Source organism: Bacillus cereus group sp. BcHK124, from assembly GCF_027712065.1.
Lineage (GTDB): Bacteria > Bacillota > Bacilli > Bacillales > Bacillaceae_G > Bacillus_A > Bacillus_A pacificus.
The window spans coordinates 1-25,780 of record NZ_JAQFPJ010000017.1 but is presented as its reverse complement, the minus strand read 5'-3'; the positions used below and the strand labels follow the sequence as shown (position 1 = coordinate 25,780).

Here is a 25,780-nt window from a genome sequence, read left to right as displayed (position 1 = left end):
GATAATATCAAATGAGGTAAAAGAAAAAAGTAGGAGATATTCTCCTACTTTTTTTACGCTGTTCCAATCTGATCTTGATCCGCCACATCAGAATCAAATGTATTTGTTGCACTAACACCGTTAAACGTATTCACGACAAATCCAACATTGGAAGCTCCGGAACCATTATAAGCTTTCGTATTTTCTTTCGGAGACACGTTATAAAAATCTCCTAAATTAAAAGAACCATTACTGTTTTGAACGACGAGATTTCCAACAACGGAAGGCATACCATCCACCTACTTTACTAAGCTTTTTAATTACTATATGAATTATGGAGCGGAAGGTTCATCCGTAATATATTGGCGAATTTGCATAATACGAGAGTTATTAAAAACATAATCAACATTTCCAATTTGAAATCCACCAGAGTTTAAAAGTGTGCGCAATTCAACATTGTTTACTTCAATAAAAGGGCATTCATTTAAAATGTTTAATTTTACATCTGTCGTTCGTTTCGGGATTGTAATGTATTCATCGGTAAAGATTTCAAATGCATCTAAGCGACCTTCGTCTTTTATATAACAAGGAATTTCTCGGTGAACAGCAAGAGCTCTACTTTTTAACTCCATTTGATTTGCATCTCCAACTTGAAATACGGCAGCAATACCTAAAGAAATAATAGAAACATTTTCGACAATAGACACATGATGTAACATAATTTTTCAGTCTCCTTAACCTGGAGTAGGAGGGACATCTGTGACTAATGGTACAAATGGCCCCTCTGTAACAGTTTCAAACGGCGTATCAAGAATAGAAGATAGTATGAGGAAATTTGCATCTCCAATTAAAAAGAGTGCGGACGACGATACACCGTTCATTTTAATCTGTCCGACTTTCAATTCACGATTTACAACGTTAACATTCATACATACTTACTCCTTTCGGAAATTGCCCGGTATGTGTTGAATAAACGAGAGGAAGGCCTTGTCGATATCATGTTTCATAGCTTGAATAATGATATCTCGTAAATAATCTGGATCTGTTGAAATCCCTTCATGTGATTGCGCTTGTGATAAGTAATAAGGGAGTCTATGCTCCATCTGTTTTTTGATGTCGTCAACCATCATTTGTCGATACATTTCATCGAGCGGCGTTCTCTCTTCTTGTTCAAAATGGAGAATTCGATTATATGCTTCTTCATCTAAGTAACGATGCATTTCTTGAAGGATGCTTTGGTAAAAATCTGGATTTGTGTCGGTTTCAGGATTGACCTTCAAAGTTTCTGTATCTACTTGAAAATCTTCAATTTGTTGTCCTTTTGCTGAAAACGGATTTAAACCAATATTTAAAGTGCCATTTAAATTTTCTACTTTTAATTGATCGAATTTGTATTCCACTTTTCCTACAGAAGAGGAGGGGCGATTTTTTAATTCGTTAAGCTCTTCTTGTAATAGACGTACTTGATCTTCTAAATTCAGGATGGCTGTTTGTTGTGCTTGAAGAGCTTGTTGAAGTTGGTGTAAGTAAGTATATATATCTTGATTCATTCTGTGAAACCTCCTTTTCAATAGGGAGGGTAAATATATTCCTGCTATATATTTATGACAAGGATGTCTTAAGAAGAACTAGTTGATGGTTTGATAGAAATAATTTGTCCTTTCGCCTGTAATGGGCGAAGGGGCTCTGTAAATCCGCCAGTATTTGAGAATTTAGATAGGGCTTTAATACTTCCAGCAGTACCAATTTGGAATACAGAAGAGGTTGTAATGCTATCGATTTTAATGCTGTTAATGACGATGCTTTGGTTTACATAAAAATTCAATACAATCGCCTCCTCTAAGTTGAACCAATGATCGCTTGATCAATTACATCGGAGTCATTAACGGTCGTTGCGCTTTGATAATTGTAGACAGAAACGTTATCTCCAACATTAAAAGAGCCGGCCCCAGCGAAAGCGCGTGAATAACTAATAGGCCTAATCGCAAATACATCTCCAATATGAAAAATACCACTTGATCCAATATTGACGATACGAATATGTCCGACCATAGCTGGCATACAAAACACCTTTCGTTTTTAAAATTTTCTTTTCTACTATTGTATGGGCGTTTTCAATAAAATGTGTTTTTTTTGAAATAAAAGAAACACACACGTTATTGCGTGTGTGTTTCGAGTGTTTGATTAGGGTGAAAATCCGTATGTACATGCCAAATTACATTTAAGAGCCTGTCCAGTTCTTGGCTACAATCCACTGTTTTTTGAGAAGTCATTCCATAGCGTTCAGCAAAATAAATCATTTTTTCACGTTTTTTTTCAATCGCTTGCTCAAACATTGAAATCGGCTCCATCTCTAAATGAAATTTTTAGTATATATGTAGTACATATTATACAAAAAAAACATAAAAAAGAAATGCATTCGCTAAAAAAAGTAAAATTTCTACATTTTATGCCAAATGATAAAGGAGTAACGAATCGGATATGAGAAGAATATTGTAAAAATTAGCGTGTATGAGAAGGTTTTTTTCTTGCGGATGCGAATACAATTAAAGTGTATGAGTTTTAGGATGGAGAGTGGAAATATTGCGTTTGGTAACGGCGAAAAAAGATGAAAAGGTATTTGTAGGTATTGTGGATGAAGAGGAAGAAAAGGTATTGCATGTAAGAGAAGCGCAAAGACAAAAAGGGGAAAAGGTTACGATTCCAATTACAATGTTAGAGTGTATTGAAAGAGGAACCGAATGTGTTGAAAAAATGTGTGATATTGTCAATTGGGCGAAGAAAAATGAAGGAACCGCGTATTACCCGTTAACTGAGGTGAAAATATTAGCACCAATTCCAAGGCCAAGGAAGAATATTTTGTGCGTTGGAAAAAATTATCGTGAGCATGCGATAGAAATGGGCGGAGTAGAGTCAATTCCAGAAAATATAATGATCTTTACGAAAGCGCCAACGACAGTTATTGGCATGGATGAAAAAATTAATAGTCATCCCCACGCAACGAATGAATTAGACTATGAAGGAGAACTAGCTATCATCATTGGTAAGCGAGGGAAACAAATAAAAAAAGAAAAAGCACTTGAGCATATTTTTGGTTATACCATTATAAATGATATAACTGCTCGCGACATTCAAAGGAAGCATAAACAATTTTTCCTTGGAAAAAGTTTCGATACATTTTGTCCGATGGGACCGTATTTAATTCATAAATCGATGATTAGTGCGCCAAATGCGTTACACATTGAAACGGTAGTAAATGGGGAAGTAAGACAAACTTCAAATACAAATAAAATGATTTTTTCAATAGAAGAAATCATTTCAACGATAAGTAAAGGAATGACATTAGAACCAGGAGATATTATCGCAACAGGAACCCCGGCTGGTGTTGGAAAAGGTTTCACACCACCGAAGTTTTTGCATGCCGGTGATGAAGTAGTCATTACAGTAGAAGGAATTGGTACTTTGCGAAATGTGGTGAAGTGAAGAAAAGAAAAGAGCTATCTTATTAATAGATAGCTCTTTTCTATGGCCATGGGTTATTGAAAAAATCTAAAATAGCAACAATATATAATCCGATGAGTATTAATGTACAAATCCCGATTAGTATAACGGCAAGAGAACTTCTTTCACGGCCAAACCCGATAGCTGTAAGAAAAACGGAAGCCCAAAATGAGATTTTAAGTAGCATGAATGTATGAGGTGTTGAGTAGTGACGGAGTAATGTTGTATATAATAAGAATCCGATGAATGTAATGGAAATGAGAATAGTAGCTAAATAGTTAATATGTTTGCCGTATTTCAAAAGCATATAACTACCTCCTCTATAAAATAAACAGAATATTGAAATTTATTTTACGATAAACTACTAAAAAAAGAAAGAGGCTGCCCTAACATGTAGGACAACCTCTCTATTATTACGATAATACCGCTTTAATTTTTTGGAATGCCCACTCTAAATCTTCTTCAGAGATTACTAGAGGTGGTGCGATACGAATTACATTTTCGTGTGTTTCTTTACATAATAGACCCGCTGCTTTTAGTTGTTCACAGTAAGGACGAGCTGGCTCGTTTAATTCGATACCGATAAATAAGCCTTTACCACGAACTTCAGTAATCATTGGGTTATCAATTTCTTTTAATTGTCCAACTAATTTTTCACCTAATTGAAGAGAACGCTCTGTTAATTTTTCTTCTTCTAACACTTCAAGAGCTGCGATAGAAACAGCACATGCAAGTGGATTACCACCGAATGTAGAACCGTGAGAACCTGGCTCAAATACACCTAAAATGTCGCGGTTTGCTGCAACGCAAGAGATTGGGAATACGCCGCCGCCAAGTGCTTTACCAAGTATGTACATGTCAGGAGTTACACCGTCCCAGTCACAAGCAAATACTTTACCAGTACGACCTAAGCCAGTTTGGATTTCATCTGCTACGAATAAAACGTTTTCTTTTTTACATACTTCAAGAGCTTCTTTTAAGAAACCAGCTGGTGGGATGTTAATTCCTGCTTCACCTTGGATTGGCTCTAAAATGAATGCAGCTGTGTTTGGTGTAATAGCAGCTTTTAACGCTTCTAAATCACCGTAAGGAATTACAACGATGCCAGGAAGCATTGGACCGAATCCACGCTTGTACTCTTCGTTTGAAGACATAGAAACAGCACCCATCGTACGTCCGTGGAAGTTATCTTCACAAACGATAATTTCAGCACGGTTTGCTTCTACTTTCTTCACATCATAAGCCCATCGGCGAGCTGTTTTAATTGCAGTTTCAACAGCTTCTGCACCTGTATTCATTGGAAGTACCATTTCTTTATTAGTTAGTTTCGCAACTTTTTCGTACCAAGGACCTAATTGATCGCTATGGAAAGCACGAGAAGTTAACGTAACACGATTAGCTTGGTCAATTAAAGCGTTAATAATTTTTGGGTGACGATGACCTTGGTTTACTGCAGAATATGCACTTAATAAGTCCATATAGCGGTTTCCTTCAGGATCTTCTACCCAAACGCCTTCTGCTTTAGAAATAACGATTGGAAGTGGGTGATAGTTATTTGCCCCGTATGTGTCTGTAAGTTCGATAATATCCTTAGTTTGAATCATGATTGTTCCCCCTTTTGTTATTACAAGAAGTTTGTAAATACTCTAAATATTATAGCATTTAAATGTAAAAAAGCGAAACATTTCCTGAAAATAAATGAACATGTTATCATATAGAATGAAAAAGTGTGAAAAGAGGAGGCAAGGGATACGATGGTACATATGCATATTACAGCATGGGCGTTAGGTTTAATTTTATTCTTCGTTGCGTATTCACTTTATTCAGCAGGAAGAAAAGGTAAAGGTGTACATATGGGGCTTCGCCTAATGTATATCTTCATTATTGTGACGGGATTCATGTTGTACATGAGTATTGTGAAAACAGCAACAGGTAGCATGCACATGTGGTACGGTTTAAAAATGTTAGCTGGTATATTAGTAATCGGTGGAATGGAAATGGTTCTTGTAAAAATGAGCAAAAACAAACCAACAGGGGCGGTTTGGGGCTTATTTATTGTCGCGCTAGTAGCGGTAATTTATCTAGGACTGAAATTACCGATTGGTTGGAAAGTATTCTAATAAAGAAAATAAAACCACCTTATAATCTCAAAGACTTGGGAGATAAGGTGGTTTTTTATTTTATGTCGCATCGATATGCAACTCTTCTCCGTTCACTTTTGTAAAACGAAACATATTTTTATTTGATGTAGCGTGACGAACGAAATGGTGCTGTAGTGTACAAATCATCTCTTCGTTATCAAACAAAAGAATATTTACTCCTTCACATGCTTCCTCTTTCGGTAAAAAGGATAAATAATTATGACAATACATACAATCATATAAAGAGTAATGAAGTGATTGCAATGCCTCTGTTAATAAGGCAAAGACAGAGTCAGGTAATTCCTCAAGCCATTCTGTATAGCTAAGAAGTAATTTTTTACGAATACGTATCATTTCCCCATTTTGCAAATGGTGCTGTTCGTTGGCGATTTGTAATACATCTTGTTCATAAAAACGAGCTGGTAGCCAGTTATTGTTATATAAAATCTCAAATCCATCTTCGGCAATATCTTCTAATAAAAATGCTTCTTCATTTTCATCATCAAAGAATACCCATTCATTGTTTATATATTCTACATTACCGACCGTATGAGCACGAGGTTGGTTATACAAAATATGTTTACGTTGTATCATACACGATTTCTCCTTTATGAAAAGTAGTTATTTCTGTTATAGACAGTTCGTGCATTCTTTATAACTAGACACATCTACACATAGGTGGGCATACAATAAAACACGTTTTACTGAGTGAAAATGCTATTCCATATGTGGATAGTAGGTTATCGTCAAGTTTTTCATTTTTTAATCCGCACCTCTTAGGGTGGGGATTACTGCACGTTCAAGAAAAGAAATAAGATGGAAGGATGATTTATATGTGCGGGATTACAGGATGGGTGGATTATAAACGCTCATTAGAAGGAGAACGGGACGTCGTTACGAAGATGGCTGAGACGTTAGCGAAGCGTGGCCCAGATGATAATAAAGTTTGGATTAAAGGGAATGTCGCATTTGGGCATAAACGGTTAATCGTTGTTGATCCTGAGGGTGGTAAACAGCCGATGACTTGTTTAAAAGATGAAACGAATTATGCAATTTGCTATAATGGCGAACTGTATAACACGGAAGATATTCGAAAGGAACTATTAAGAAGAGGATATACGTTCAAAGGTCATTCTGATACGGAAGTACTATTAGCATCATATATGGAATGGAAAGAAGAATGTGTCGATCATTTAAACGGTATATATGCGTTTGCTGTATGGGATGAACAGAAAGAACAAGTGTTTATTGCGCGTGATCGATTAGGTGTAAAGCCGCTATTTTATAAATATGACAGTGGGCGATTACTATTTGGATCAGAGTTAAAAGCGATATTGGCGCATCCAGATGTGAAGGCGGAAGTGACGTTAGAAGGATTATCTGAAATATTCGGACTTGGACCATCTAGAACGCCTGGTCACGGTATTTATGCTGGTATAAAAGAATTACGTCCAGGTCATGCGATGACATTTTCAAAGAACGGTTTATGCATATGGAGATATTGGAATGTGGAAAGTAAAAAGCATGAAGATTCTTTTGAAGAAACAGTAGAGAAAACGCGCTTTTTATTACAAGATGCGATTACAAGGCAGCTCGTTTCTGATGTACCACTGTGTACTTTTCTATCAGGTGGTGTAGACTCGAGCGCGATTACAGCAATTGCTGCGAAAGAATACGAAAGATCAGGAAAAGGGCAATTGCACACATATTCGATTGATTACGAAGATAATGACAAATACTTTAAAGCAAATGCGTTTCAGCCAAATTCAGATGCACCATTTATTCATTTGATGACTGAAACGTTTCAAACAATCCATCATCGCTGCGTCATTTCAAATGAACAATTAGCGCAGTATTTAACAGAAGCGGTGCTCGTTCGCGATTTACCTGGTATGGCAGATATTGATTCGTCATTATTATGGTTTTGTCGTGAGATTAAACAAGATTTTGTCGTCGGTCTATCTGGGGAATGTGCAGATGAAATATTTGGTGGGTATCCGTGGTTTTATAGAGAGGATGATTTACAATCGAGTGCATTTCCGTGGATGCGCTCTACAGAAGCACGTGAACAACTGCTAAAGAAAGAATGGAGAAATAAATTAAACTTACAACAATATGTACAGCAGCGCTATGAAGAGTCCATTCAAGAAGTTCCTATTTTAGAGGGAGAAAGCCCAATTGAAGCAAAGAGACGACAATTATTTTATTTAAATATGGTATGGTTTATGACAACATTATTAGACAGAAAAGATCGTATGAGTATGGGTGCAAGCTTAGAAGTACGCGTTCCATTTGCGGATCACCGACTTGTCGAATATGCGTGGAATATTCCTTGGGAAATGAAAATGTATAAAAATCGCGAAAAAGGTCTATTGCGTAAAGCACTAGAAGGATTACTTCCAAATGACATCTTATATAGAAAGAAGAGCCCGTATCCGAAAACGCATAATCCGCACTATACGAAAGCAGTAACGGTGTGGCTACAAGATTTATTAACGGATAAAGGCTCGATTTTACACGAACTATTTGATAAAGAACAGCTGAGCGGATTAATTGAGTCAGGCGGCAGCGCATTTCAAACACCTTGGTTCGGTCAATTAATGACTGGGCCTCAGCTTTTAGCTCATTTAGCGCAAATTCATGTTTGGTTTAAAGAATACGGGGTAAATATTAAAGAATAGAAGAAAAGCGACTTACTTTATATGTAAGTCGCTTTTTATTAAAAAAATTGTCATATAAAATTCAAAATCATATTATAAAAAATCTTTATTTATAATAATTATTTTGACGTAATTATTATTAGTTGTTATAATTGGAAACAAATGTTCTTGAAAAAGATTCTCATTTATCCCGCTTTAATGGGCAGTAAGACCCCCACCCCAAAATTCAGCGAAAGAAAAGAATTTAGGTGGGGGATCAACTGCCCATAAAAGTCCGATTGGTTCAACTAATAATCAGTGGGGGATGAAGAACCTCCCCACTGATTAAAGTTTCACTTTATAAAATTGAGGTGTTATATAGATGGCAAAGAAAAAAATAGGTTTACTCGTAATGGCATATGGAACGCCAGAATCATTAGAGGATGTAGAAGCGTACTACACACATATTCGCCACGGGCGCAAACCTTCTGAAGAAGCACTCCAAGATTTAATTGGGCGTTATAAAGCGATTGGCGGAATTTCACCACTTGCAAAAATTACGAAAGAGCAAGCGCATAAATTAACAGATTCAATGAATAATATATTTACAGAGTATGAATTTAATTGTTACTTAGGATTAAAACATATAGCCCCATTTATAGAAGATGCAGTAGAAGAGATGAAGCGTGATGGGATTGAGCAGGCGATTAGTATCGTATTAGCACCGCATTATTCTACATTTAGCATTAAAGCGTATAATGACCGTGCTATTCGTCTTTCGGAAGAAATTGGTGGTCCTGTTATTGAACCAATTGAACAATGGTATGATGAACCAAAATTTATTTCGTATTGGGCAGATCAAATAAAAGAAACATTTACAAAGATTGAAGATAAAGAGAAAGCAGTTGTCATTTTTTCTGCGCATAGTTTACCAGAGAAAATTATTGCGGCGGGTGATCCTTATGTGAAGCAATTGCAGCATACGGCGGATTTAATCGCAGCAGCTGCAAACATTCAAAATTATACAATAGGTTGGCAAAGTGCCGGAAATACACCTGATCCATGGATTGGACCGGATGTGCAAGATTTAACGAGAGATTTATTTGAGGAGCATAGATATGAATCTTTCATATATTGCCCAGTTGGCTTTGTCGCAGAGCATCTAGAAGTTTTATATGACAACGATTACGAGTGTAGAGCTGTAACGGATGAAATAAATGCTACGTATTTTAGACCGAATATGCCAAATTCACAATCTATATTTATCGATTGCTTAACTGAAATTGTTTCCAAAAAAATGAAAGAAGTAGTTGACAAAGATTTAGTTTTGAATAATAATTAGATTATAATAATTTTAAATAAATAATAATTACTATGAAAGAAAGAGGAGGATCCCCCTAGATGAATCCAAATAATCGTTTAACAACAAACCAAGGTGCTCCGGTTGGAGACAACCAAAATTCTCGTACAGCTGGTCGCCGTGGACCGGTATTATTAGAAGACTATCATTTAGTAGAAAAATTGGCTCACTTTGATCGTGAACGTATTCCAGAGCGTGTTGTGCACGCACGTGGTGCAGGTGCTCATGGTGTATTCGTTACGAAAAATAGCATGAAGCAATATACGAAAGCAGCATTTTTACAAAATGAAGGAACTGAAACGCCTGTATTTGTTCGTTTTTCAACGGTTATTCATGGTCAAGGTTCTCCAGAAACAGCTCGTGATCCACGTGGGTTCGCTGTTAAATTTTATACAGAAGAAGGAAACTATGATATCGTAGGTAATCATTTACCGGTCTTCTTCATTCGTGATGCAATTAAATTCCCTGATATGGTGCATTCTTTAAAACCAGCACCTGATACAAATATTCAAACACCAGATCGTTACTGGGATTTCATGACGTTAAGTCCAGAATCTACACATATGATGACATGGGTATTTTCTGATTACGGTACACCAGCGAGCTATCGTGAAATGGAAGGTTTCGGTGTACATTCATTTAAATGGATTAATGCAGAAGGTAAAATTGTCTACATTAAATATCACTGGAAACCACAGCAAGGTGTACGTAACTTAAGTGCAAAAGAAGTGCAAGAAGTACAAGGAAAAGACTTCAACCATGCAACTCGTGACTTATTCGATGCAATCGAAAAAGGAAATTATCCGAAGTGGGATTTACACGTACAAGTGATGCAACTAGAAGAAACGGATTCTTTAGATTTCGATCCGTTAGATCCAACGAAAGTTTGGCCAGAAGATCGTTTTCCATTAATGGAAGTAGGGACAATGACGTTAAATCGTAACCCGAAAAACTTCTTTGCTGAAGTAGAACAAGTGGCGTTCTCTCCAAGTGCAACTGTAAATGGTATTGAACCATCTGAAGATAAATTATTACAAGGTCGTTTATTCTCTTATCCAGATACACAGCGTTATCGCCTTGGTGCAAACTACTTACAAATTCCTGTAAACTGCCCATATGCAGCTGTTCATAACCAACAACGTGATGGTGCGATGCAAATCAATCAAAACCCATCTACAATCAACTACGAACCGAGCCGTCATGCTGAAAATCCAGTTGAAGACCCAGCTTACCGCGATTCAACTATGAAAGTAGAAGGCTATGTATCTCGTGAGAAAATTGACAAACCAAATGATTTCAAACAAGCTGGTGAGCGTTACCGTTCATTCTCTAAAGAAGAGCAAGACAACTTAATTGCAAACTTAACAAATGACTTAAAAGACGTAAATGAACGCACGAAATTACTAGCTGTTTGTAACTTCTTCCGTGCAGATCAAGAGTACGGTATGCGTTTAGCGCAATCATTAAATGTTGATATTACGCAATATGTAGGAAATGCTCCGAAATAAATTGGAAAAGACGACTGTTAAACGGTCGTCTTTTTTTGTAAAATTATTCTGGGGTATTTTTCATTTTCGACATGTCGAAATTTGCTGGTAAATCGATATCCTGTGTCGAAACGTCGATATATTGAAATAATCGCTGATATATTTGAAAAATCGTCGATATATCCGAAGAATCGCCGATATATTCTACCAAATACTAGATGGGGTATTTCGAGATGCGAATATAAACAATATGTAACGGTTCCCCTACATTCAATAAAGCTAAGCAGCCTGAGTTCTACAATAGATAGGAACTCAGGCCTTTTTATGCGAAAAATTTATGAAATCTTTTTGGGACAAAACTGAGGACGAGGAAAATTGCGATTTCACCTAAAATAGCGACAATGATATTAAATAAGAAGGTGCGGAAATTTGTAGTGATATGATTAAGAATTGCGTATTTCCAATAGGATAAGCTCATGAAAATCACTCCCTGAGGCATTTTTTATAGTATATAAAATTTGTTTTGTAAAAGTGCATGTCTTAGTTTGTGATTTGTAAAAAAACAAAACGAATTCTCAATATAATCTCAATAATTGAGCAAGAATAATGTGGAATATATTACCTGTATACTTGCATAAGAATAGAAAAGTTTACAAAACATTTTTCTGAATTAACATAAAATTTACAAAAAACTAATAAATTGTTGAAATAATGCAAATGAAAATATATACTCGATATATACTTTTTACAAAAAAAGGATGTGACAAAATGGATTACACGTTTACTTAGCTTGGATAGGATTGATTCAGTTTACAGACTCAAAAATAATGAAGTGAGGAGAAATGTACATGTTTCGATTTATGAAATCACCAATCGGTATAGCTGTTGGGGTAGCAGCAGTTATATTGGCGTCACCGAAAGCGAGAACGGGGTTAAGAAAATTAGCGGTAAAAACAGTATCTGCTTTTCTCGGTGCAAAAGAACAAATGAAAAGTGCTGGTTCAGAAATGGAAGAAGCTCTGCCGAAAGTTAAAGAAGCGGCACGAAAAGCGGCGGTAAAAACAGTATCACCGATTATCGGAGCGGTAGAAGCAGTGCCGATTACAATTTCTAAATTCCAGGAAAAATGGGCATCTCGTGTAAATGCATATCATTCGAATGAGAGTGTAGATTATGAAAGCCTACCTGTTACTCCTTAAATAGTAAGTGATGTTATTTCATTTACAAGAATAAGGAGGATGATGATGCAGAGTAAATCATTGAAAACGAGATTTATACGATCGTTACCTGGAAGAATTCGAATTGAAATATATAAACTGAAATACAATACAAATATGGCGAACTTGATAGTAGAACGTTTTCGTGACGTGGAAGGTATTTATCAAGTAAGTCCCTCTATTTCTACGGGAAGAGCCCTTATTACTTACGATATCAACAAGACCTCTCTACATACAATTTGTGAAATAATTAAACTCCTAGAAGAACAAATTACAAAAAATAATAACCTTAATAATATGGAAGAAACGAAGAAAGTAGAAGATTCTTCATCTAGTGTAATTTCTTACGAGAAAAAAGGTGAAGGTGTCCCGTTACCGTTAGCGCTTTCTGTCGCTGGATTAGGTGCATTTGGTATAAAGCAATTATTTATGGGAAGGTCAGCTTTAGCTAGAAGTCCAGGGCTTTTTTATGTATCGGGTGCTTTATCCGTTGTAACAGGATATCCGTTTCTTAAACGAGGATTCAAAAAAATGGTTGCTAGCAAAAAAGTGAATTCTGATTTAGTGCTTGGCATAGGAACGCTAGCGCTAGCACTTGCGCGAGAAAATATTATCGTATTAGCGGGACTTAGTCTATTAAACTATTTAAATTGGAAGCGTAGTCAGGCGAATATAAATGAAGAAACAGATTCGTACAAAGAAAGGATTTTATCCCCGGAGATTAAAGCATACAGTGAAAGACAATCGAAATGGGGTATGCTTTTTGGCGGAGCAACATGGGCATTTACGAGAAATCCGTTACGCGGAATGGCGGTTTTATTAGCTGCGAATCCAAAACCTGCTGTTTCATCTGCTGAGTATGCGTGGCGACAAGGGGATCTCGTTGCGCGAGAAAGAGGATACGTTATTCCAAATGAAGGGTCATTATCTCAATTGTCTCGAACGAGAACGGTCGTATTTGACGATGTGTCTCGTATATTCCGTAATGAAGAAGCGGAGATTAGCTGCGTTTCAGAAGATGAAGGGCAAGTTTTGTGCACGGCAGCTTCGTTACTAGAGAAAAGTGAGCATGATTGGAAAGATGAGGTTGTGCAACGAGCGAAGCAAACAAGAAGAACGTTAAGGAAAGCTTTTGAAGTTGAAGCTGATGATGAAGGGATAAAAGGTGAAATACAAGGTATGCCATCTTTTGTCGGTAGTAAAGAATTTGCAGAACGAAATGGTGTAGATATAAGCCTATATGAGTTAGAAGCGAAGAGACTAAGCAAAGAAGGATTTAACATTCAGTTTGTAGCAAAGGGTCAAAAATGCCTCGGATTGTTAGTTGGATCAAAAATAACAATTGTTCCTGAGTTTGCACATATCTTTCATAAGTTAAACGAAAATAAATGGGCAATAGCTGTTATGGGAAATAGTTTAAATATAAATGAGGATGTTCTTACGCAATACGGTATAGATACAAGCTGGCGACATAGCGATGTTGTAGAACGTGTAGAGCGTATCCGTTTGAATGGGGAAGAAGTGTTATTTGTATGTGAGGAAAAGATTGAATTTCCGTCAGTAGCTCACTATGAAATGAAAAATATTTTCCAATCAATAGCGTATGCAAAACGAATAGATATGCTAGTGAAGGAACATTTTCGAGTAGCAAAAATGTGGAATATTGCTGGAGAGATGTTGGCTGTTTGGTCTATATTTACTGCACCTGTCATCGCTTTAATGGCGAATGCTCTATCTTTAACATTTTTATCTAGAGCAAAGCGGGTGAGTGAGAAGATTTTTTCTAATAAAGAGATAGTAAATAAGAACGACTCGTCAGTGAGAGAACCTTCTACTAAATGGTATACACTCTCGCAAGAAGATGTAATAAATGATTTGCAAGTGGAGAAACAGCGAGGATTAAGTGAGCAAGAAGTGCAAGTGCGACAAGAAAAGTATGGGGTGAATACAATTGAACCGAAGCAGTCTGTTCCTTGGATTGTTTCATTTATGGGCCAATTTAAAGAGTTTACATCGCTTATTTTACTTGGAGCAGCTGGATTGTCTGTATTATCAGGCGGTGTGTTTGACGGGTTAGCAATGGGCATAATCCTCGTTGTCAATGCGGTAATTGGAACTCTTCAAGAGCGGAAGGCCGAAAAAGTAGTGGAAGCTTTAAATCAATTCCGTGCGCCGAATTGTACAGTACTTCGAGAAGGGGAAGAAGTAGAAATAGCAAGTAGTGAGCTTGTTCCCGGTGATATTGTTTGCCTGCAGGCTGGAGACCGTGTACCTGCTGATCTTCGTACTATACATTCTTGGAATTTGGAAGTGAATGAAGCAATGTTAACGGGGGAGTCTCTACCTGTTGAGAAGAAAGTGGATGCTATAGGAGAAGAATGTTCGTTAGCGGAGCGGAATAATATGCTCTTTATGGGTACGTCTGTAACGCGCGGTAAGGCGAAAGCTATAGTAGTGGAAACAGGGATGAATACAGAAATGGGCTATATGATTTCCTTGATGAAAGGAGAAGAAACAGAACCTACACCACTCCAGCAAAAGGTGACGTCTATTAGTAAAACGTTTATTAAAGGGGCTTTTGTAGCTGGTGGTATTGTACTTGTAGCGGGGTTACTACGTGGTTTACCAATTACGCAAATGATTACAACATCGGTTGCCCTTACAGCATCAGCTGTTCCAGAAGGTTTGCCGATTATGATTACAATCGCTTTAAGCGCAGGGATATTCCGTATGCAGAAGCAAAATGCGCTCGTTCGGAAGCTTTCCAGTTTAGAAACGTTGGGTAGAACAACGGTTATTTGCTCTGATAAAACAGGTACTCTTACGAAGAACGAAATGACGGTTAAAGTGATCGCTACGCCAAATCGTGTATGGAGTGTATCTGGTGACGGATATGAACCAGTTGGTAAGATTTCGGATGTAACGTCATCTAAAGTCGCTGCTGCTGTAGAGATGGAAGTAGAAGAAGTGACTTATCATGAAAGTGAAAACACACCATTAGAACATCCAGATTTAGTTCGCGTTCTGCAAATTAGTGTTCTTTGTAATAATAGTAAATTAGAACAAGAGGAGGATCAGTGGATTGTGAAAGGTGACCCGACTGAAGGAGCTTTGTTAAGTTTGGCCTCTAAAGTGGGGGTGTCACATGAAGATATGAAATCATTTGAACGACATCATGAAGAACCGTTTGACTCTGAGACGAAAATTATGAGTGTCGTTTGTAAGGAAAATGAATCAATCTATAAGTTTTCGAAAGGGTCTGTAGAGGCGATTCTTACTAGATGTAAATGGTATCAACATAATGGCGAAATCTATCCGTTATGTGATGAGGAAAAAGAAGTGATTTTACAACAAAATGAAGGTTTTGCAGAACAGGCGCTGCGAGTATTAGCGTTTGCGTATAGTAATGGTGAAAATGATGACCTTATTTTTGTTGGATTAGTTGGTATGATTGATCCGCCGAAACCTGAAGTGGAAGAGAGTATTCGTGAAGCGATTGAACTTGGTGTAAAACCAGTCATGATTACTGGGGATCATCCGACTACGGCGATCTCTATTGCGAAGCAGACTGGCATTTGGAATCGTGATGATCGTGTTTTAACAGGGATAGAAATTGATAATTTAACAGATGAAGAATTGGAAAATATCGTGAAAAACACGTCTGTGTTTGCGCGAGTAACACCAGCCCATAAATTACGCATAGTAACTGCATATCAAGCTGACGGTCAAATTGTTGCGATGACTGGAGATGGTGTGAATGATACGCCTGCTATAAAGAAAGCGAACATCGGTATTGCAATGGGGCAAACGGGAACAGAAGTAACGAAAGAGGCTGCCGATCTTATATTGAAAAAAGATCATTTCGGTTCCATTGTGGAAGGGGTAAAAGAAGGTAGAACGATCATTGGTAATATTCGAAAAGCGGTTGGGTGTTTATTAACGGGAAATTTAGCTGAAGTATTAGTGACAAGTGCAGCAGTTATTGCAGGAATGCCCATTCCGTTAGTGCCAATTCAAATTTTATTAATGAATCTTATTACAGATGCTTTACCAGCGATGATTTTAGCTGTAAATCCTGGAAACAAAACGAAGCAAACGAAACGTCAAGATATTGTTGATAAAGAGCTATACAAAAAGGTTGTAACGCGAGGCATACTGCTTGGAGCGGGTTCACTTGCTTTATTCGGTATGAGCTTAGCGGCTGGCGTGCCTCTTGCGGTAGCGCAAACATCAGCATTTGCTGCATTAGTTGCAGGTCAACTTATTCAAACATTTTCTTGGAGACAAGAAGGGTCAGATGAAACGATGCGTGATTGGTCAAAAGATCGTTTCTTTGTAACAGCATTAGGAACGTCTTGGCTTGTATTATTATCAACTATATATGTTCCGCCGTTTGCTCGTATATTCCATACCGTTCCATTGACATTTATGCAATGGGTACCTGTTCTTCTTGTAGCGGGCACAGTATCTCAAATTTCAAAACCTATTATTAATTTAGTTTCATATAAGAATGATGATTCGAAAAAATTGGCAGTTAATGAACTAGCATTATTAAAAACAGTGTAAAGGAGTAATGAAGATGATACGAAAAATTGTTATTGGGTCTACTTTAGCGTTAGCGAGTGCCGCTTTATTACCTGTTGTAAGAAATACACTTCGTCCACTTGCTGAATCAGGTACAAAAGTTGTGAAATCTACTTTTGAAACAATTAAAGAAGAAGTAGAAGATATTATTGTAGAAGCGAAAATGGATAGAATGCAAAAACAATTTGAGAAAGAACTTTCTTATGTTGAAGATGATTATGCTGAAGAGCAAGAGGTAATAGAAGCGGCTGCAAAGGTTGAGGAAAAGGAGGAAGTAAGAAATGACGCATAAAGTTGTTGAACAAAATGTAGATTACCATTTAGAAAAAGCGTTAGAGCATTTTGAACAGGCGTTAGACTTGAGTGTAAAGGTAGCATCAGAAAATAAAGAGATGCAAAAAGAGATTGCTACTAAAATGGGGTCTTTTACAGGAGAAATTTTTCGATCTGTTCGTGAAAAAGGAAAGGTGAATCGCATGAATATAATGAAGTGGTTCACGCTACCACGTTTGTAAACAGGGCCGTTAATTGGAAGGGATATAGGGAGTTTTGTCTCCCTTATCCATATTCCGTACTATGTATGTCACGTTAGTTTCCGGAATGTTCAACAATATGAAGGGGTGAACGAAATGGCAGCATGGATAATGGTATTGGCATTAACATTTTCATCAAGTATCGATAACTTAGGAGTAGGAATTTCTTACGGCATTCGAAATATAAAAATTAGTCATCTATCAAACTTTATTATTTCGATAATTTGTTTTTTATTTAGTGTAGTAGGAATATATTTTGGCTTATGGCTGTCAAAAATTTTACCTGGGATTATGCCTGTTGTAATCGGTTCGTTCTTATTAGTGATAATTGGTCTCCGAATTATTTTACTAGCAATTCCTCGTAAAGTTCCGGTGCAAGAGACTGAGGGAGAAGTGGCAAGTACAGAAATAAATGGTTTAACGAAAAATATCGGTAAATCTGGTGAAATCGGTTTTGTAGAATCTATTTTTCTTGGAATTGGTTTGTCTGCGAATGCACTAACGAATGGTTTAGGCGCAGGATTATTTGGTTTGAATCCAATTGCGATTTGTATTGCCGCTGCAGTGGGTAGTTTTATTACAGTATGGGGCGGAGTTGCGTTAGGGAGAAAGATTGCTCACGTTCGTATCGGTAAGTTCACTTTAGGTCAGTTTGGTACATTGATTAGTGGAACATTATTATTAGTTATTGCGTTTGCTGCATTTTTTGATTAATTCATAGAAGGTGAGTGAAATTGAGATTACTGTATAAAAGGCTAAAGTACTCGGAGTTAGAGTCGGAGTTGCAGTTAGTAGAAAGTGTTTTAACTTCAGGGTACTTTATTTTATTAGATTTATTCTTTGTATCTTTCTTATTGATGATACTAACCTTTTCTCTACATCATTCATTTTTTATGGCCATCGTCATATTCGTGAGTTCTTATATAATTTGCGGTAGTGTATTTGTATTATTGCGGAAATGGTTAAAATGATTTTAAAAAGCTATCTTGAATAGAAGATAGCTTTTTTGTTTGTAAAATGTAAACATATAAAGGGACTTCTATCTTGTAAATGGTCAGAAAAATTTGTTAATATAAAATGTATAGTGATGTAGTTATTTTTCATATAATAACTATGGTTATTCTCGTGAATAAAGGGGAATGAGATATGTCTCAAGATAATGAAAAAAGTAATCTTGGATTGTTGTTGAAAAAATTACTTAAGGAAAAGTCTTTATCGATGCGAAAACTTAGTGCGCTCACTAATATTGATACCGCTACAATTTCAATGATTGTAAATGGTAAGCGAAAGGCGAATCCGAAGCATTTGCAAAAGTTCGCAGAGAGCCTTGATGTTCCGGTAGGTGATTTGTTTGTAGCGGCAGGTTATTCTATTGACACGAAACAGGAGGAGCAATCTGATATTCACGTTTCCATTAATAATATTGAACACTTACTTGAATCTGCTCAGCTATATGATCAAAAGTTTAGTATATCAAATGTAGAGCAGCAGTTAGCGAATTATGAACAATATTCGCAAACAGAAGAAGGGAAAGAAACAATTGAAAAGGGGTTTCTTGAAAAGATTCAAAAGGTAAGCAGTATCGGCCCATTTATTAATGATTTAAAAGAATTGTACGAGAGATTTTCGAAGAAGAAAGGAACGACTGCAGAACTTGCTTTAATGGGAAGTGCGCTCATTTACTTTATATTATCGGTCGATGTAATCCCAGATTATATATTTCCAATCGGCTATTTAGATGATGCGGTTGCGGTACAACTTGTTTTAAATGCACTAATGAAAAGATAAGATGTTTATATGAATAGATAGATAAAGATATTTATATACCAATAGTTTGGGATAATTGTATCGTTATGAATATACGAAAAAGGTGTACCCCGTGTTAGAACGGAGTACACCTTTTTCGTTTTAATTAGCCGATTTTTCTACATACTCATAAGCTTTCTCCCCATGCATTGAAATATCAAGTCCCATATGTTCCTCGTGCTCATCTACCCGGACAGGGAGGAAGAAGTTAATTGCTTTAATAATCGCGTACGTCATTATAATTGTGAACGCATATGTTGCACCGATTGCTACAAGTTGTTTAAACAGCAACGCGGCGTTTCCGTAAAATAATCCGTTAGCGCCATCGCTGTTTACGGTAGTAGTTGCAAATAGTCCTGTCGCAATGCCGCCCCAAGTTCCGCCGATGCCGTGACATCCAAATGCATCGAGTGTATCGTCGTATCCGAATTTTGTTTTTAAGAAAAAGACCGCTCCGAAGCATAATACGCCGCCAATTGCTCCGATAAGAAGAGCTGAGAAAGGTGTAACGAACCCGCAAGCTGGTGTAATAGCGACTAGACCGGAAACGGCGCCACAAGCAGCTCCCATCGCGGTCGGTTTTGATTGGAAGAACCACTCTGAAAGCATCCAAGTTAATGCGGAGGTAGCGGCAGCTATATTTGTATTAATAAATGCAGTTAAAGCTACATCATTTAAAGATAATGCGCTTCCGACGTTAAAACCGAACCAGCCGAACCATAGCAGCCCAGCGCCTAACATCGTAAATGGTAAATGATGAGGAGACGAACCGTTTATGTTTTTTCGTTTTCCAAGGAAAATAGCTAATACGAGGCCAGCCACGCCAGATGTAATATGAACGACATTACCGCCAGCGAAGTCTAATGCGCCAAGTTCTCTTAGCCATCCGCCAACGCCCCATACCCAATGAGCGACAGGATTGTAAACGATTGTTGTCCATAGAAGGATGAAAATAAGGAAAGCTGAAAATCGCATTCTTTCGGCAAATGCTCCTGAAATTAGAGCGGGGGTTAGAATAGCAAACATGAGTTGAAACATCATAAATAAATTGTGAGGAATAGTAGATGAGTAGTCTGGATTTGGTGCGTAGGTAACTCCGTTTAAACCGAACCAATTGAATGTGCCGATAAGTCCGTGCCAATCGGGTCCGAATGATAAAGAATAACCAATTACAATCCATTGAATCGAAACGATAGCCATTGCGCTATAACTATGCATTGTCGTACTGAGTACGTTTTTACTGCGAACCATACCTCCATAAAAAAGTGCTAATCCTGGTGTCATTAACATGACCATTACTGTCGCTACAAACATAAAAACCGTATCTCCTGTATTCATTCTCTCTCCTCCTATAATGTTAGAAAAAATAACATCAATTTGTTATGTTTCATATCATATTCGAAATAAAGAGGAAAATCAACTAAAAATTCAGAAAACTTTATATGTAATGTTAGAAAATCTAACATGGAGTAATTTAATAAGAATGAAATCAACGTATGCGATTCGTTTGGATAATTGGTATAATATTCTTACAATTAAAATACATGGGGGATGCGTGTGGGGAAAATACATACTAGGAAACTATTCATTTGTTTTTGTTTAGCTGTCGTTTTGTTTGTACCAATACATACATTTGCAGACGAAAAAAGAGAGTGGCGAGACGAAGTTATATATTCCATTATGATTGATCGTTTTAATAATGGGGAACCGAAAAATGACAAACAGTTAGAAGTTGGCAATTTAGAAGGATATCAGGGCGGAGATATAAGAGGTATTATAAAAAGGTTGGATTACATAAAAGAAATGGGATTTACTACTGTTATGCTTTCGCCGCTTTTTGAAAGTGTAAAATACGATGGGTTAGACGTGCGCAATTTTCAGAAGGTAAATGAACATTTCGGAACAGAAAATGATGTGAAAGAACTTGTGCAAGAAGCTCATGCAAAAGGAATGAAAGTTGTATTTCAATTTCCACTTGGAGAAAACGAACAACAAGTAATTGACTCGATGAAATGGTGGATCAAAGAAGTTGATTTAGATGCAAGTTATGTAATACATAGTGAAAAAAAGTCGCCTGCTTTTTGGGATGATGTGCAAAAAGATATGCAAGTGATAAAGAAAGATTTTCGAGTTATGACAAAAGAAGATAGTGAATACAACGAAAAAATAGTAGATGCGTTTTCCAAAGCGGACGTATCGGTGAAACCTTTATATGATGTGAGTAAAAAAGACGGAGCAGCCGCTACATTTTTAGATAATCAAGATACAAAAAGATTTGCTCGTATTGCAAAAGAGAATATGAATTATCCACCATCTCGTTTGAAACTAGCTCTTACATATTTATTAACAACACCAGGTATTCCGAATTTTTATTACGGAACTGAAATTGCATTGGATGGAGGAGGTACGCCAGATAATAGACGATTAATGGACTTCAAATCAGATGAAAAGTTTATGCAACACATAACGAAACTTGGTGAGCTTAGACAAGCGAGACCATCTTTACGCCGCGGTACGTTTGAGCTTCTATACGATAAAGATGGAATGAGTGTACTAAAGAGAAAGTATAAAGATGAAGTCACATTAGTAGCGATTAATAATACGAAAGAGACGCAAAAAGTTGCTTTACCTGCAAGTACGATTGGTGAAAAACAAGAGTTAAGAGGATTGTTAGAAGATGAAATTATAAGAGAAGAAAATGGAAAGTTTTATCTCGTTTTAAAGCGTGAAGAATCAAATGTGTATAAAGTTAATAGAGAAACAGGTGTGAATTGGTTATTTATCTCCTTAATAGTTGGTGTGAACGTATTGTTTATTGCTTTTTTAATTGCGGTTAAAAAGAGACGGAAATAAGTAACGATTTTCTTTAGTATCTCGTCTTCAGTTTAAGGTAAGGCGTTGCTCTTAATAAGTATAGGGGATCAGGTTAAAGAGAAGACTTTCTCCTTAACCTGTTTTTCTGCGAAGTAAGACTCGCGCCTCGAAATGCATCTGAGCAAAGAAGTGAAAAGAACAATAGAAAAAACAATAATTGCAACTATACTAATTTTACATTACATTAAAAGATGAAAACTAATTTTATACTCATTAAGGGTTATATTTGAGGAGCGAAAATGGAATTTTACGATTTGGGTATTACCATTAAAGAACTTAGAATTAAAAAAAATATATCACAATCCGAATTGTGTCATGGAATATGTTCACAAAGTCAAATTAGCAAGATTGAAAAAGGTGTGATTTATCCATCTAGCATATTGTTATATCAATTATCAGAAAGGCTTGGTATTGATCCAAATAATATATTTGCACTAACTCAAAACAAAAAATTAAAATATATAGAAAATGTAAAATTTGTAATGAAAGACTGCATAAGACAACATCAATATAAAGAGCTTTATGAAATAGTAACAAAAGAAAAAAACTTAAATAATTTTCGAATGAAAGAAGATAAACAATTTCTAATATGGCATGAAGCAATTGCTATATATCGTGTGAATAACTCAATAAAAACAGCTTTAACTCTTTTGAATAATGCATTAAAAATAACTGTAACGAATATTGATTTTTTAACAGAGAGAGAAATAGATATTATGCAGACAATGGCTATATTTCATGCAGAAAATAAAGAATATAAAGAGAGTATTAATATATTAAAAAGATGTTTAAATAATTTTGATAAGTTAGATTTTCCTAGAGATAAAGAAATTAAATTAAAAATTATTTATAATTTAGCAAAATGTTTAAATTACACATATCAATACGAAGAAGCAAAAAAATACATTGATAAGGGTATCAAATTAGCTATTAATCTAAATACTTTATACTTATTGGGTGAACTATACTATGAAAAAGGTTCGAATTTATTAAAGCTTGAACAATCTAATAAAGAAGAAGTTGCTGATAACATGAAAACAGCGTTATTTATATTTGAATTAACAAAAAACGAAAAAAAATTACAAATAATTAAAGAAGGATATTTCGAAAAACATAATTGCTAAATAACTACTTATAGTACAATAAAACCTACAGGAAAAGTTCCTGTAGGTTTTACACTTATAAACCTCTTAATATTTTTTATAAACTTGATTCTAAAATATTATTACTTAATATGAATTTTTTAATGAAAGTTTACTTAACGTACTTTCTATTTTGAAATCTGCATCCTTATTAACACTTTATACTTCTTTTCCTTCCATATTAAAATTAAGATGGTTCAAGTAAGAGGAAGGCAACTTAAAGTGTTTTTTTTATGAGCTTTATCATCAACTATTTAGTGTTTCTTTAAATTATTACATAACGTAGTTTTTTTGTACCAAGCTTTGTGAATGCAATTAGATTTATCATTTAGTGTAGTTACATTATTAGAACATCCTGTCATATGTAGAGAGAGTATAGCCAATAAAAAACATAATATTAACTTCTTCAAATAACCACTTCTAACTCTTTTATAATTAACTTTTTTTACGGAATAAGATTCCTTATTAATTTTACATTACATTGAAGGGTGGAAAATATTCTTATACTCATAAATTGTTACGCTTGAGTAGGAGAGGGATTTTGGTTTGGGATTCAATTGATAAAGAAAGTGCTTCAAGTTGAAGGGAAATGTTCTAAGGTGTCTTTTCCTTATTTTTAAAAGGTTATCCTCAATTCCATGTATAAAAAAATTCTACAATGAGACCTAGTCTAACAACGCGGTCACCTGTAAGATATTCGCATGAATAAACACTGTTCGCTCAGCAATTTTCACCGCAAATACCTTCTTGTCCTCGTCATATTGTTTCTACCCGCTAAAAAGAAAAACATCCTCTATGCAGAGGATGTTTTTCTTTTTAGCGGTAGTTAATAAATTGTACGTCAATTGGTAAATCAGCGCTACGAACTGCTGCGATAACTGCTTGTAAGTCATCACGGCTTTTCGCCGTAACACGTACTTGATCATCTTGTACTTGTGTTTTTACTTTTAATTTCATTTCTTTAATGATATTGTTAATTTTTTTTGCGTTATCTTTATCGATACCTTGTTGAAGTGTTGCGCGTTGGCGAACAGTGTTACCAGCCGCCGCTTCAACTTTTCCGTAATCTAAGTTCTTAATTGGAACGTTACGTTTTACGAGTTTAGAAATAAGAACGTCTTTTACTTGCTCTAATTTGAACTCATCGTCAGAAGTTAAAACAAGTACTTCTTTCTCAAGTTTAATATCACTTTTACTTCCTTTAAAGTCATATCGGTTTTGGATTTCTTTTAATGCAGTGTTAATTGCGTTTGTTACTTCAGGTAATTCTACTTTCGAAACGATGTCAAAAGAACTATCTTTTGCCATAGTTAGCACCTCCAAATAAATTTCTAATCTTTTTATGTACTGTACATACTAAAGTATAGCTGAAAACGAGCTTAGACTTAAGTGTTTTCATGCTTATAATGATGTAACCTCATTTTATTATAGTGAATTTTGGGCAGTTGGACAAATAAAGAGAAAATCGTGTTATAATTAACTTTTGTTTGGAATGATAAAAATATAAAAAGTTAAAAAAGTTCATTTTATATATATAGAAGGGAATTAAAAAAATATGTATTTACAAATAGGATCGATTGAGCAGGTAACTGTTTTACGCGAAACGGAAATCGGATATATGGTTGGGAATGAAGAAGAAGAAATTTTCCTACATAAAAATGAAGTAGCTGGAGAAATTGAAGAAGGCGATACGATTGATGTATTCTTATATCTTGATCACCAAAATCGTATTTCGGCAACAATGAAGGAACCAATTATTACAACGTATGATTGGAACTGGGTAAAGGTTGTAGAAGTCATTCCTAGTCTAGGTGTGTTTGTTGATATTGGTGTATCAAAAGATATACTAATTCCAGCTGATGAATTCCCAATTTATATGCCAGTATGGCCAGAAGTTGGAGACGAATTATATTGTACGTTAAAATTAACGAATCGTGATCGTTTAATTGCTCTTCCAGCAAGAGATAGTGATATGCAAGAAATCGTTGTAGATGCGACACCATCTATGCGTAATAAAAACGTAAACGGACGTGTGTATCGTTCACTTCAAGTTGGTTCGTTCGTATTAACAGATGAGCATTTCCGTGCATTTTTACATCATACAGAAAGAAAAGAGCAAGTTCGCATCGGTCAGCGTGTAACGGGACGAATTATTGATGTAAAAGATGACGGTACAATTAACATCTCTCTTCTTCCTCGTAAGGAAGAAGGAATGGAAGATGATGCTGCAGTGATTTATGCATATATGGAAGAACGAGGCGGAGCAATGCCGTTTTGGGATAAGAGCTATCCAGAAGACATTAAAGAACGTTTCAATATGAGTAAAGCTGCATTTAAGCGTGCACTTGGTAAGTTGATGAAAGAAGAAAAGGTTTACCAAGAAGAAGGTTGGACGTACTTTAAGAAATAAAGGAAATAAAAAGCACCACCTTATATTTTATGAACTGTACCCTATAAAATGGACAGTTTAATAAAAAAGCCCTGAAAAATCAAGCACTTAAAAGATGGTTCCGATAT

General features: G+C 35.9%; 27 protein-coding genes. 15 read left to right on the top strand and 12 right to left on the bottom strand.

Features of this window, described 5'->3' with window-relative positions; translation table 11 throughout:
• Positions 1 to 53: 53 nt before the first annotated feature.
• From gerPF to PDK19_RS20510, 7 genes are all read right to left on the bottom strand, one after another.
• The gene (gerPF, locus tag PDK19_RS20540; RefSeq protein WP_001141566.1) at positions 54 to 269 is read right to left on the bottom strand and encodes a spore germination protein GerPF; all 216 of its coding nucleotides are present in this window, start codon (positions 267 to 269) and stop codon (positions 54 to 56) included.
• A 42-nt stretch (positions 270 to 311) separates the two neighbouring features.
• The gene (locus tag PDK19_RS20535) at positions 312 to 698 is read right to left on the bottom strand and encodes a spore germination protein GerPE (RefSeq protein WP_000902317.1); all 387 of its coding nucleotides are present in this window, start codon (positions 696 to 698) and stop codon (positions 312 to 314) included.
• A 15-nt stretch (positions 699 to 713) separates the two neighbouring features.
• Positions 714 to 908 carry a spore germination protein GerPD gene (gene gerPD, locus PDK19_RS20530; RefSeq protein WP_001102341.1) on the bottom strand — a complete coding sequence of 65 codons (195 nt, stop codon included), beginning with the start codon at positions 906 to 908 and terminating at the stop codon, positions 714 to 716.
• Between the two features lie 6 nt (positions 909 to 914).
• On the bottom strand, positions 915 to 1,529 hold the full coding sequence (gene gerPC / locus PDK19_RS20525; protein WP_001070750.1) for a spore germination protein GerPC: 615 nt from the start codon (positions 1,527 to 1,529) through the stop codon (positions 915 to 917).
• Positions 1,530 to 1,597: 68 nt separating this feature from the next.
• Positions 1,598 to 1,804 carry a spore germination protein GerPB gene (gene gerPB, locus PDK19_RS20520; protein ID WP_001012516.1) on the bottom strand — a complete coding sequence of 69 codons (207 nt, stop codon included), beginning with the start codon at positions 1,802 to 1,804 and terminating at the stop codon, positions 1,598 to 1,600.
• 14 nt (positions 1,805 to 1,818) lie between these two features.
• The gene (gene gerPA / locus PDK19_RS20515) at positions 1,819 to 2,040 is read right to left on the bottom strand and encodes a spore germination protein GerPA (protein ID WP_001111187.1); all 222 of its coding nucleotides are present in this window, start codon (positions 2,038 to 2,040) and stop codon (positions 1,819 to 1,821) included.
• Positions 2,041 to 2,135: 95 nt separating this feature from the next.
• A complete protein-coding gene (locus tag PDK19_RS20510) occupies positions 2,136 to 2,315 on the bottom strand; it encodes an aspartyl-phosphate phosphatase Spo0E family protein (RefSeq protein WP_000462846.1) in 180 nt (59 codons plus the stop codon).
• A gap of 247 nt (positions 2,316 to 2,562) precedes the next feature.
• Here PDK19_RS20510 and PDK19_RS20505 point away from each other — a divergent pair, with 247 nt between their 5' ends.
• Positions 2,563 to 3,462 (top strand): fumarylacetoacetate hydrolase family protein, encoded by a 900-nt coding sequence (locus PDK19_RS20505; protein WP_014893221.1) that lies wholly within the window; start codon positions 2,563 to 2,565, stop codon positions 3,460 to 3,462.
• 40 nt (positions 3,463 to 3,502) lie between these two features.
• Here the strand turns inward: PDK19_RS20505 and PDK19_RS20500 are convergent, their stop codons facing one another.
• Positions 3,503 to 3,787 carry a hypothetical protein gene (locus PDK19_RS20500; RefSeq protein ID WP_000925339.1) on the bottom strand — a complete coding sequence of 95 codons (285 nt, stop codon included), beginning with the start codon at positions 3,785 to 3,787 and terminating at the stop codon, positions 3,503 to 3,505.
• A gap of 106 nt (positions 3,788 to 3,893) precedes the next feature.
• Positions 3,894 to 5,084: an ornithine aminotransferase gene (gene rocD / locus PDK19_RS20495; protein WP_000616655.1), complete on the bottom strand. Its 1,191-nt coding sequence runs from the start codon at positions 5,082 to 5,084 to the stop codon at positions 3,894 to 3,896.
• Between the two features lie 150 nt (positions 5,085 to 5,234).
• Here rocD and PDK19_RS20490 point away from each other — a divergent pair, with 150 nt between their 5' ends.
• Positions 5,235 to 5,600, top strand: a complete 366-nt coding sequence (locus PDK19_RS20490; protein WP_000233489.1) for a YisL family protein — start codon at positions 5,235 to 5,237, stop codon at positions 5,598 to 5,600.
• A gap of 60 nt (positions 5,601 to 5,660) precedes the next feature.
• On the opposite strand, the gene PDK19_RS20485 is transcribed toward PDK19_RS20490, so the two are convergent.
• Positions 5,661 to 6,215 (bottom strand): DUF2777 domain-containing protein, encoded by a 555-nt coding sequence (locus PDK19_RS20485; protein WP_000616055.1) that lies wholly within the window; start codon positions 6,213 to 6,215, stop codon positions 5,661 to 5,663.
• 239 nt (positions 6,216 to 6,454) lie between these two features.
• Between PDK19_RS20485 and asnB the strand changes: the two genes are divergently transcribed.
• The 10 genes from asnB (at position 6,455) to PDK19_RS20440 (ending at position 19,229) form a co-directional block, all read left to right on the top strand.
• A complete protein-coding gene (gene asnB / locus PDK19_RS20480; RefSeq protein WP_000334010.1) occupies positions 6,455 to 8,302 on the top strand; it encodes an asparagine synthase (glutamine-hydrolyzing) in 1,848 nt (615 codons plus the stop codon).
• A gap of 340 nt (positions 8,303 to 8,642) precedes the next feature.
• Complete coding sequence (gene hemH, locus PDK19_RS20475) at positions 8,643 to 9,602, top strand: ferrochelatase (RefSeq protein WP_270707924.1); 960 nt, start codon at positions 8,643 to 8,645, stop codon at positions 9,600 to 9,602.
• Positions 9,603 to 9,661: 59 nt separating this feature from the next.
• Positions 9,662 to 11,128, top strand: a complete 1,467-nt coding sequence (gene katB / locus PDK19_RS20470) for a catalase KatB (RefSeq protein WP_001069174.1) — start codon at positions 9,662 to 9,664, stop codon at positions 11,126 to 11,128.
• Positions 11,129 to 11,955: 827 nt separating this feature from the next.
• Entirely contained in the window at positions 11,956 to 12,306 is a 351-nt protein-coding gene (locus PDK19_RS20465; RefSeq protein ID WP_049113328.1) for a YtxH domain-containing protein, read from the top strand.
• 45 nt (positions 12,307 to 12,351) lie between these two features.
• Complete coding sequence (locus PDK19_RS20460) at positions 12,352 to 16,890, top strand: cation-translocating P-type ATPase (protein ID WP_001190926.1); 4,539 nt, start codon at positions 12,352 to 12,354, stop codon at positions 16,888 to 16,890.
• Between the two features lie 13 nt (positions 16,891 to 16,903).
• On the top strand, positions 16,904 to 17,200 hold the full coding sequence (locus PDK19_RS20455) for a hypothetical protein (protein WP_000619722.1): 297 nt from the start codon (positions 16,904 to 16,906) through the stop codon (positions 17,198 to 17,200).
• The gene (locus PDK19_RS20450; RefSeq protein WP_000149057.1) at positions 17,190 to 17,423 is read left to right on the top strand and encodes a hypothetical protein; all 234 of its coding nucleotides are present in this window, start codon (positions 17,190 to 17,192) and stop codon (positions 17,421 to 17,423) included. Before PDK19_RS20455 ends, PDK19_RS20450 begins: the two co-directional genes overlap by 11 nt.
• 51 nt (positions 17,424 to 17,474) lie before the next feature.
• Positions 17,475 to 18,155 (top strand): sporulation membrane protein YtaF, encoded by a 681-nt coding sequence (gene ytaF, locus PDK19_RS20445; RefSeq protein ID WP_229130798.1) that lies wholly within the window; start codon positions 17,475 to 17,477, stop codon positions 18,153 to 18,155.
• 20 nt (positions 18,156 to 18,175) lie between these two features.
• Positions 18,176 to 18,412, top strand: a complete 237-nt coding sequence (locus tag PDK19_RS27335) for a hypothetical protein (protein ID WP_071713437.1) — start codon at positions 18,176 to 18,178, stop codon at positions 18,410 to 18,412.
• A gap of 175 nt (positions 18,413 to 18,587) precedes the next feature.
• On the top strand, positions 18,588 to 19,229 hold the full coding sequence (locus tag PDK19_RS20440) for a helix-turn-helix domain-containing protein (protein WP_049112533.1): 642 nt from the start codon (positions 18,588 to 18,590) through the stop codon (positions 19,227 to 19,229).
• 120 nt (positions 19,230 to 19,349) lie between these two features.
• Here PDK19_RS20440 and PDK19_RS20435 read toward each other — a convergent pair whose 3' ends face one another.
• Positions 19,350 to 20,585, bottom strand: coding sequence for an ammonium transporter (locus PDK19_RS20435; RefSeq protein ID WP_074614838.1), 1,236 nt, complete (start codon positions 20,583 to 20,585; stop codon positions 19,350 to 19,352).
• A 213-nt stretch (positions 20,586 to 20,798) separates the two neighbouring features.
• Here PDK19_RS20435 and PDK19_RS20430 point away from each other — a divergent pair, with 213 nt between their 5' ends.
• A complete protein-coding gene (locus PDK19_RS20430; protein WP_049112534.1) occupies positions 20,799 to 22,100 on the top strand; it encodes an alpha-amylase family glycosyl hydrolase in 1,302 nt (433 codons plus the stop codon).
• A 260-nt stretch (positions 22,101 to 22,360) separates the two neighbouring features.
• Positions 22,361 to 23,245: a helix-turn-helix domain-containing protein gene (locus PDK19_RS20425; protein WP_000397888.1), complete on the top strand. Its 885-nt coding sequence runs from the start codon at positions 22,361 to 22,363 to the stop codon at positions 23,243 to 23,245.
• Between the two features lie 834 nt (positions 23,246 to 24,079).
• On the opposite strand, the gene PDK19_RS20420 is transcribed toward PDK19_RS20425, so the two are convergent.
• Positions 24,080 to 24,571, bottom strand: coding sequence for a YajQ family cyclic di-GMP-binding protein (locus PDK19_RS20420; RefSeq protein WP_001040153.1), 492 nt, complete (start codon positions 24,569 to 24,571; stop codon positions 24,080 to 24,082).
• Positions 24,572 to 24,818: 247 nt separating this feature from the next.
• On the opposite strand from PDK19_RS20420, the gene PDK19_RS20415 reads away from it, so the two are divergent.
• Entirely contained in the window at positions 24,819 to 25,673 is an 855-nt protein-coding gene (locus tag PDK19_RS20415) for a CvfB family protein (protein ID WP_000281266.1), read from the top strand.
• The last annotated feature ends 107 nt before the right edge of the window (positions 25,674 to 25,780 follow it).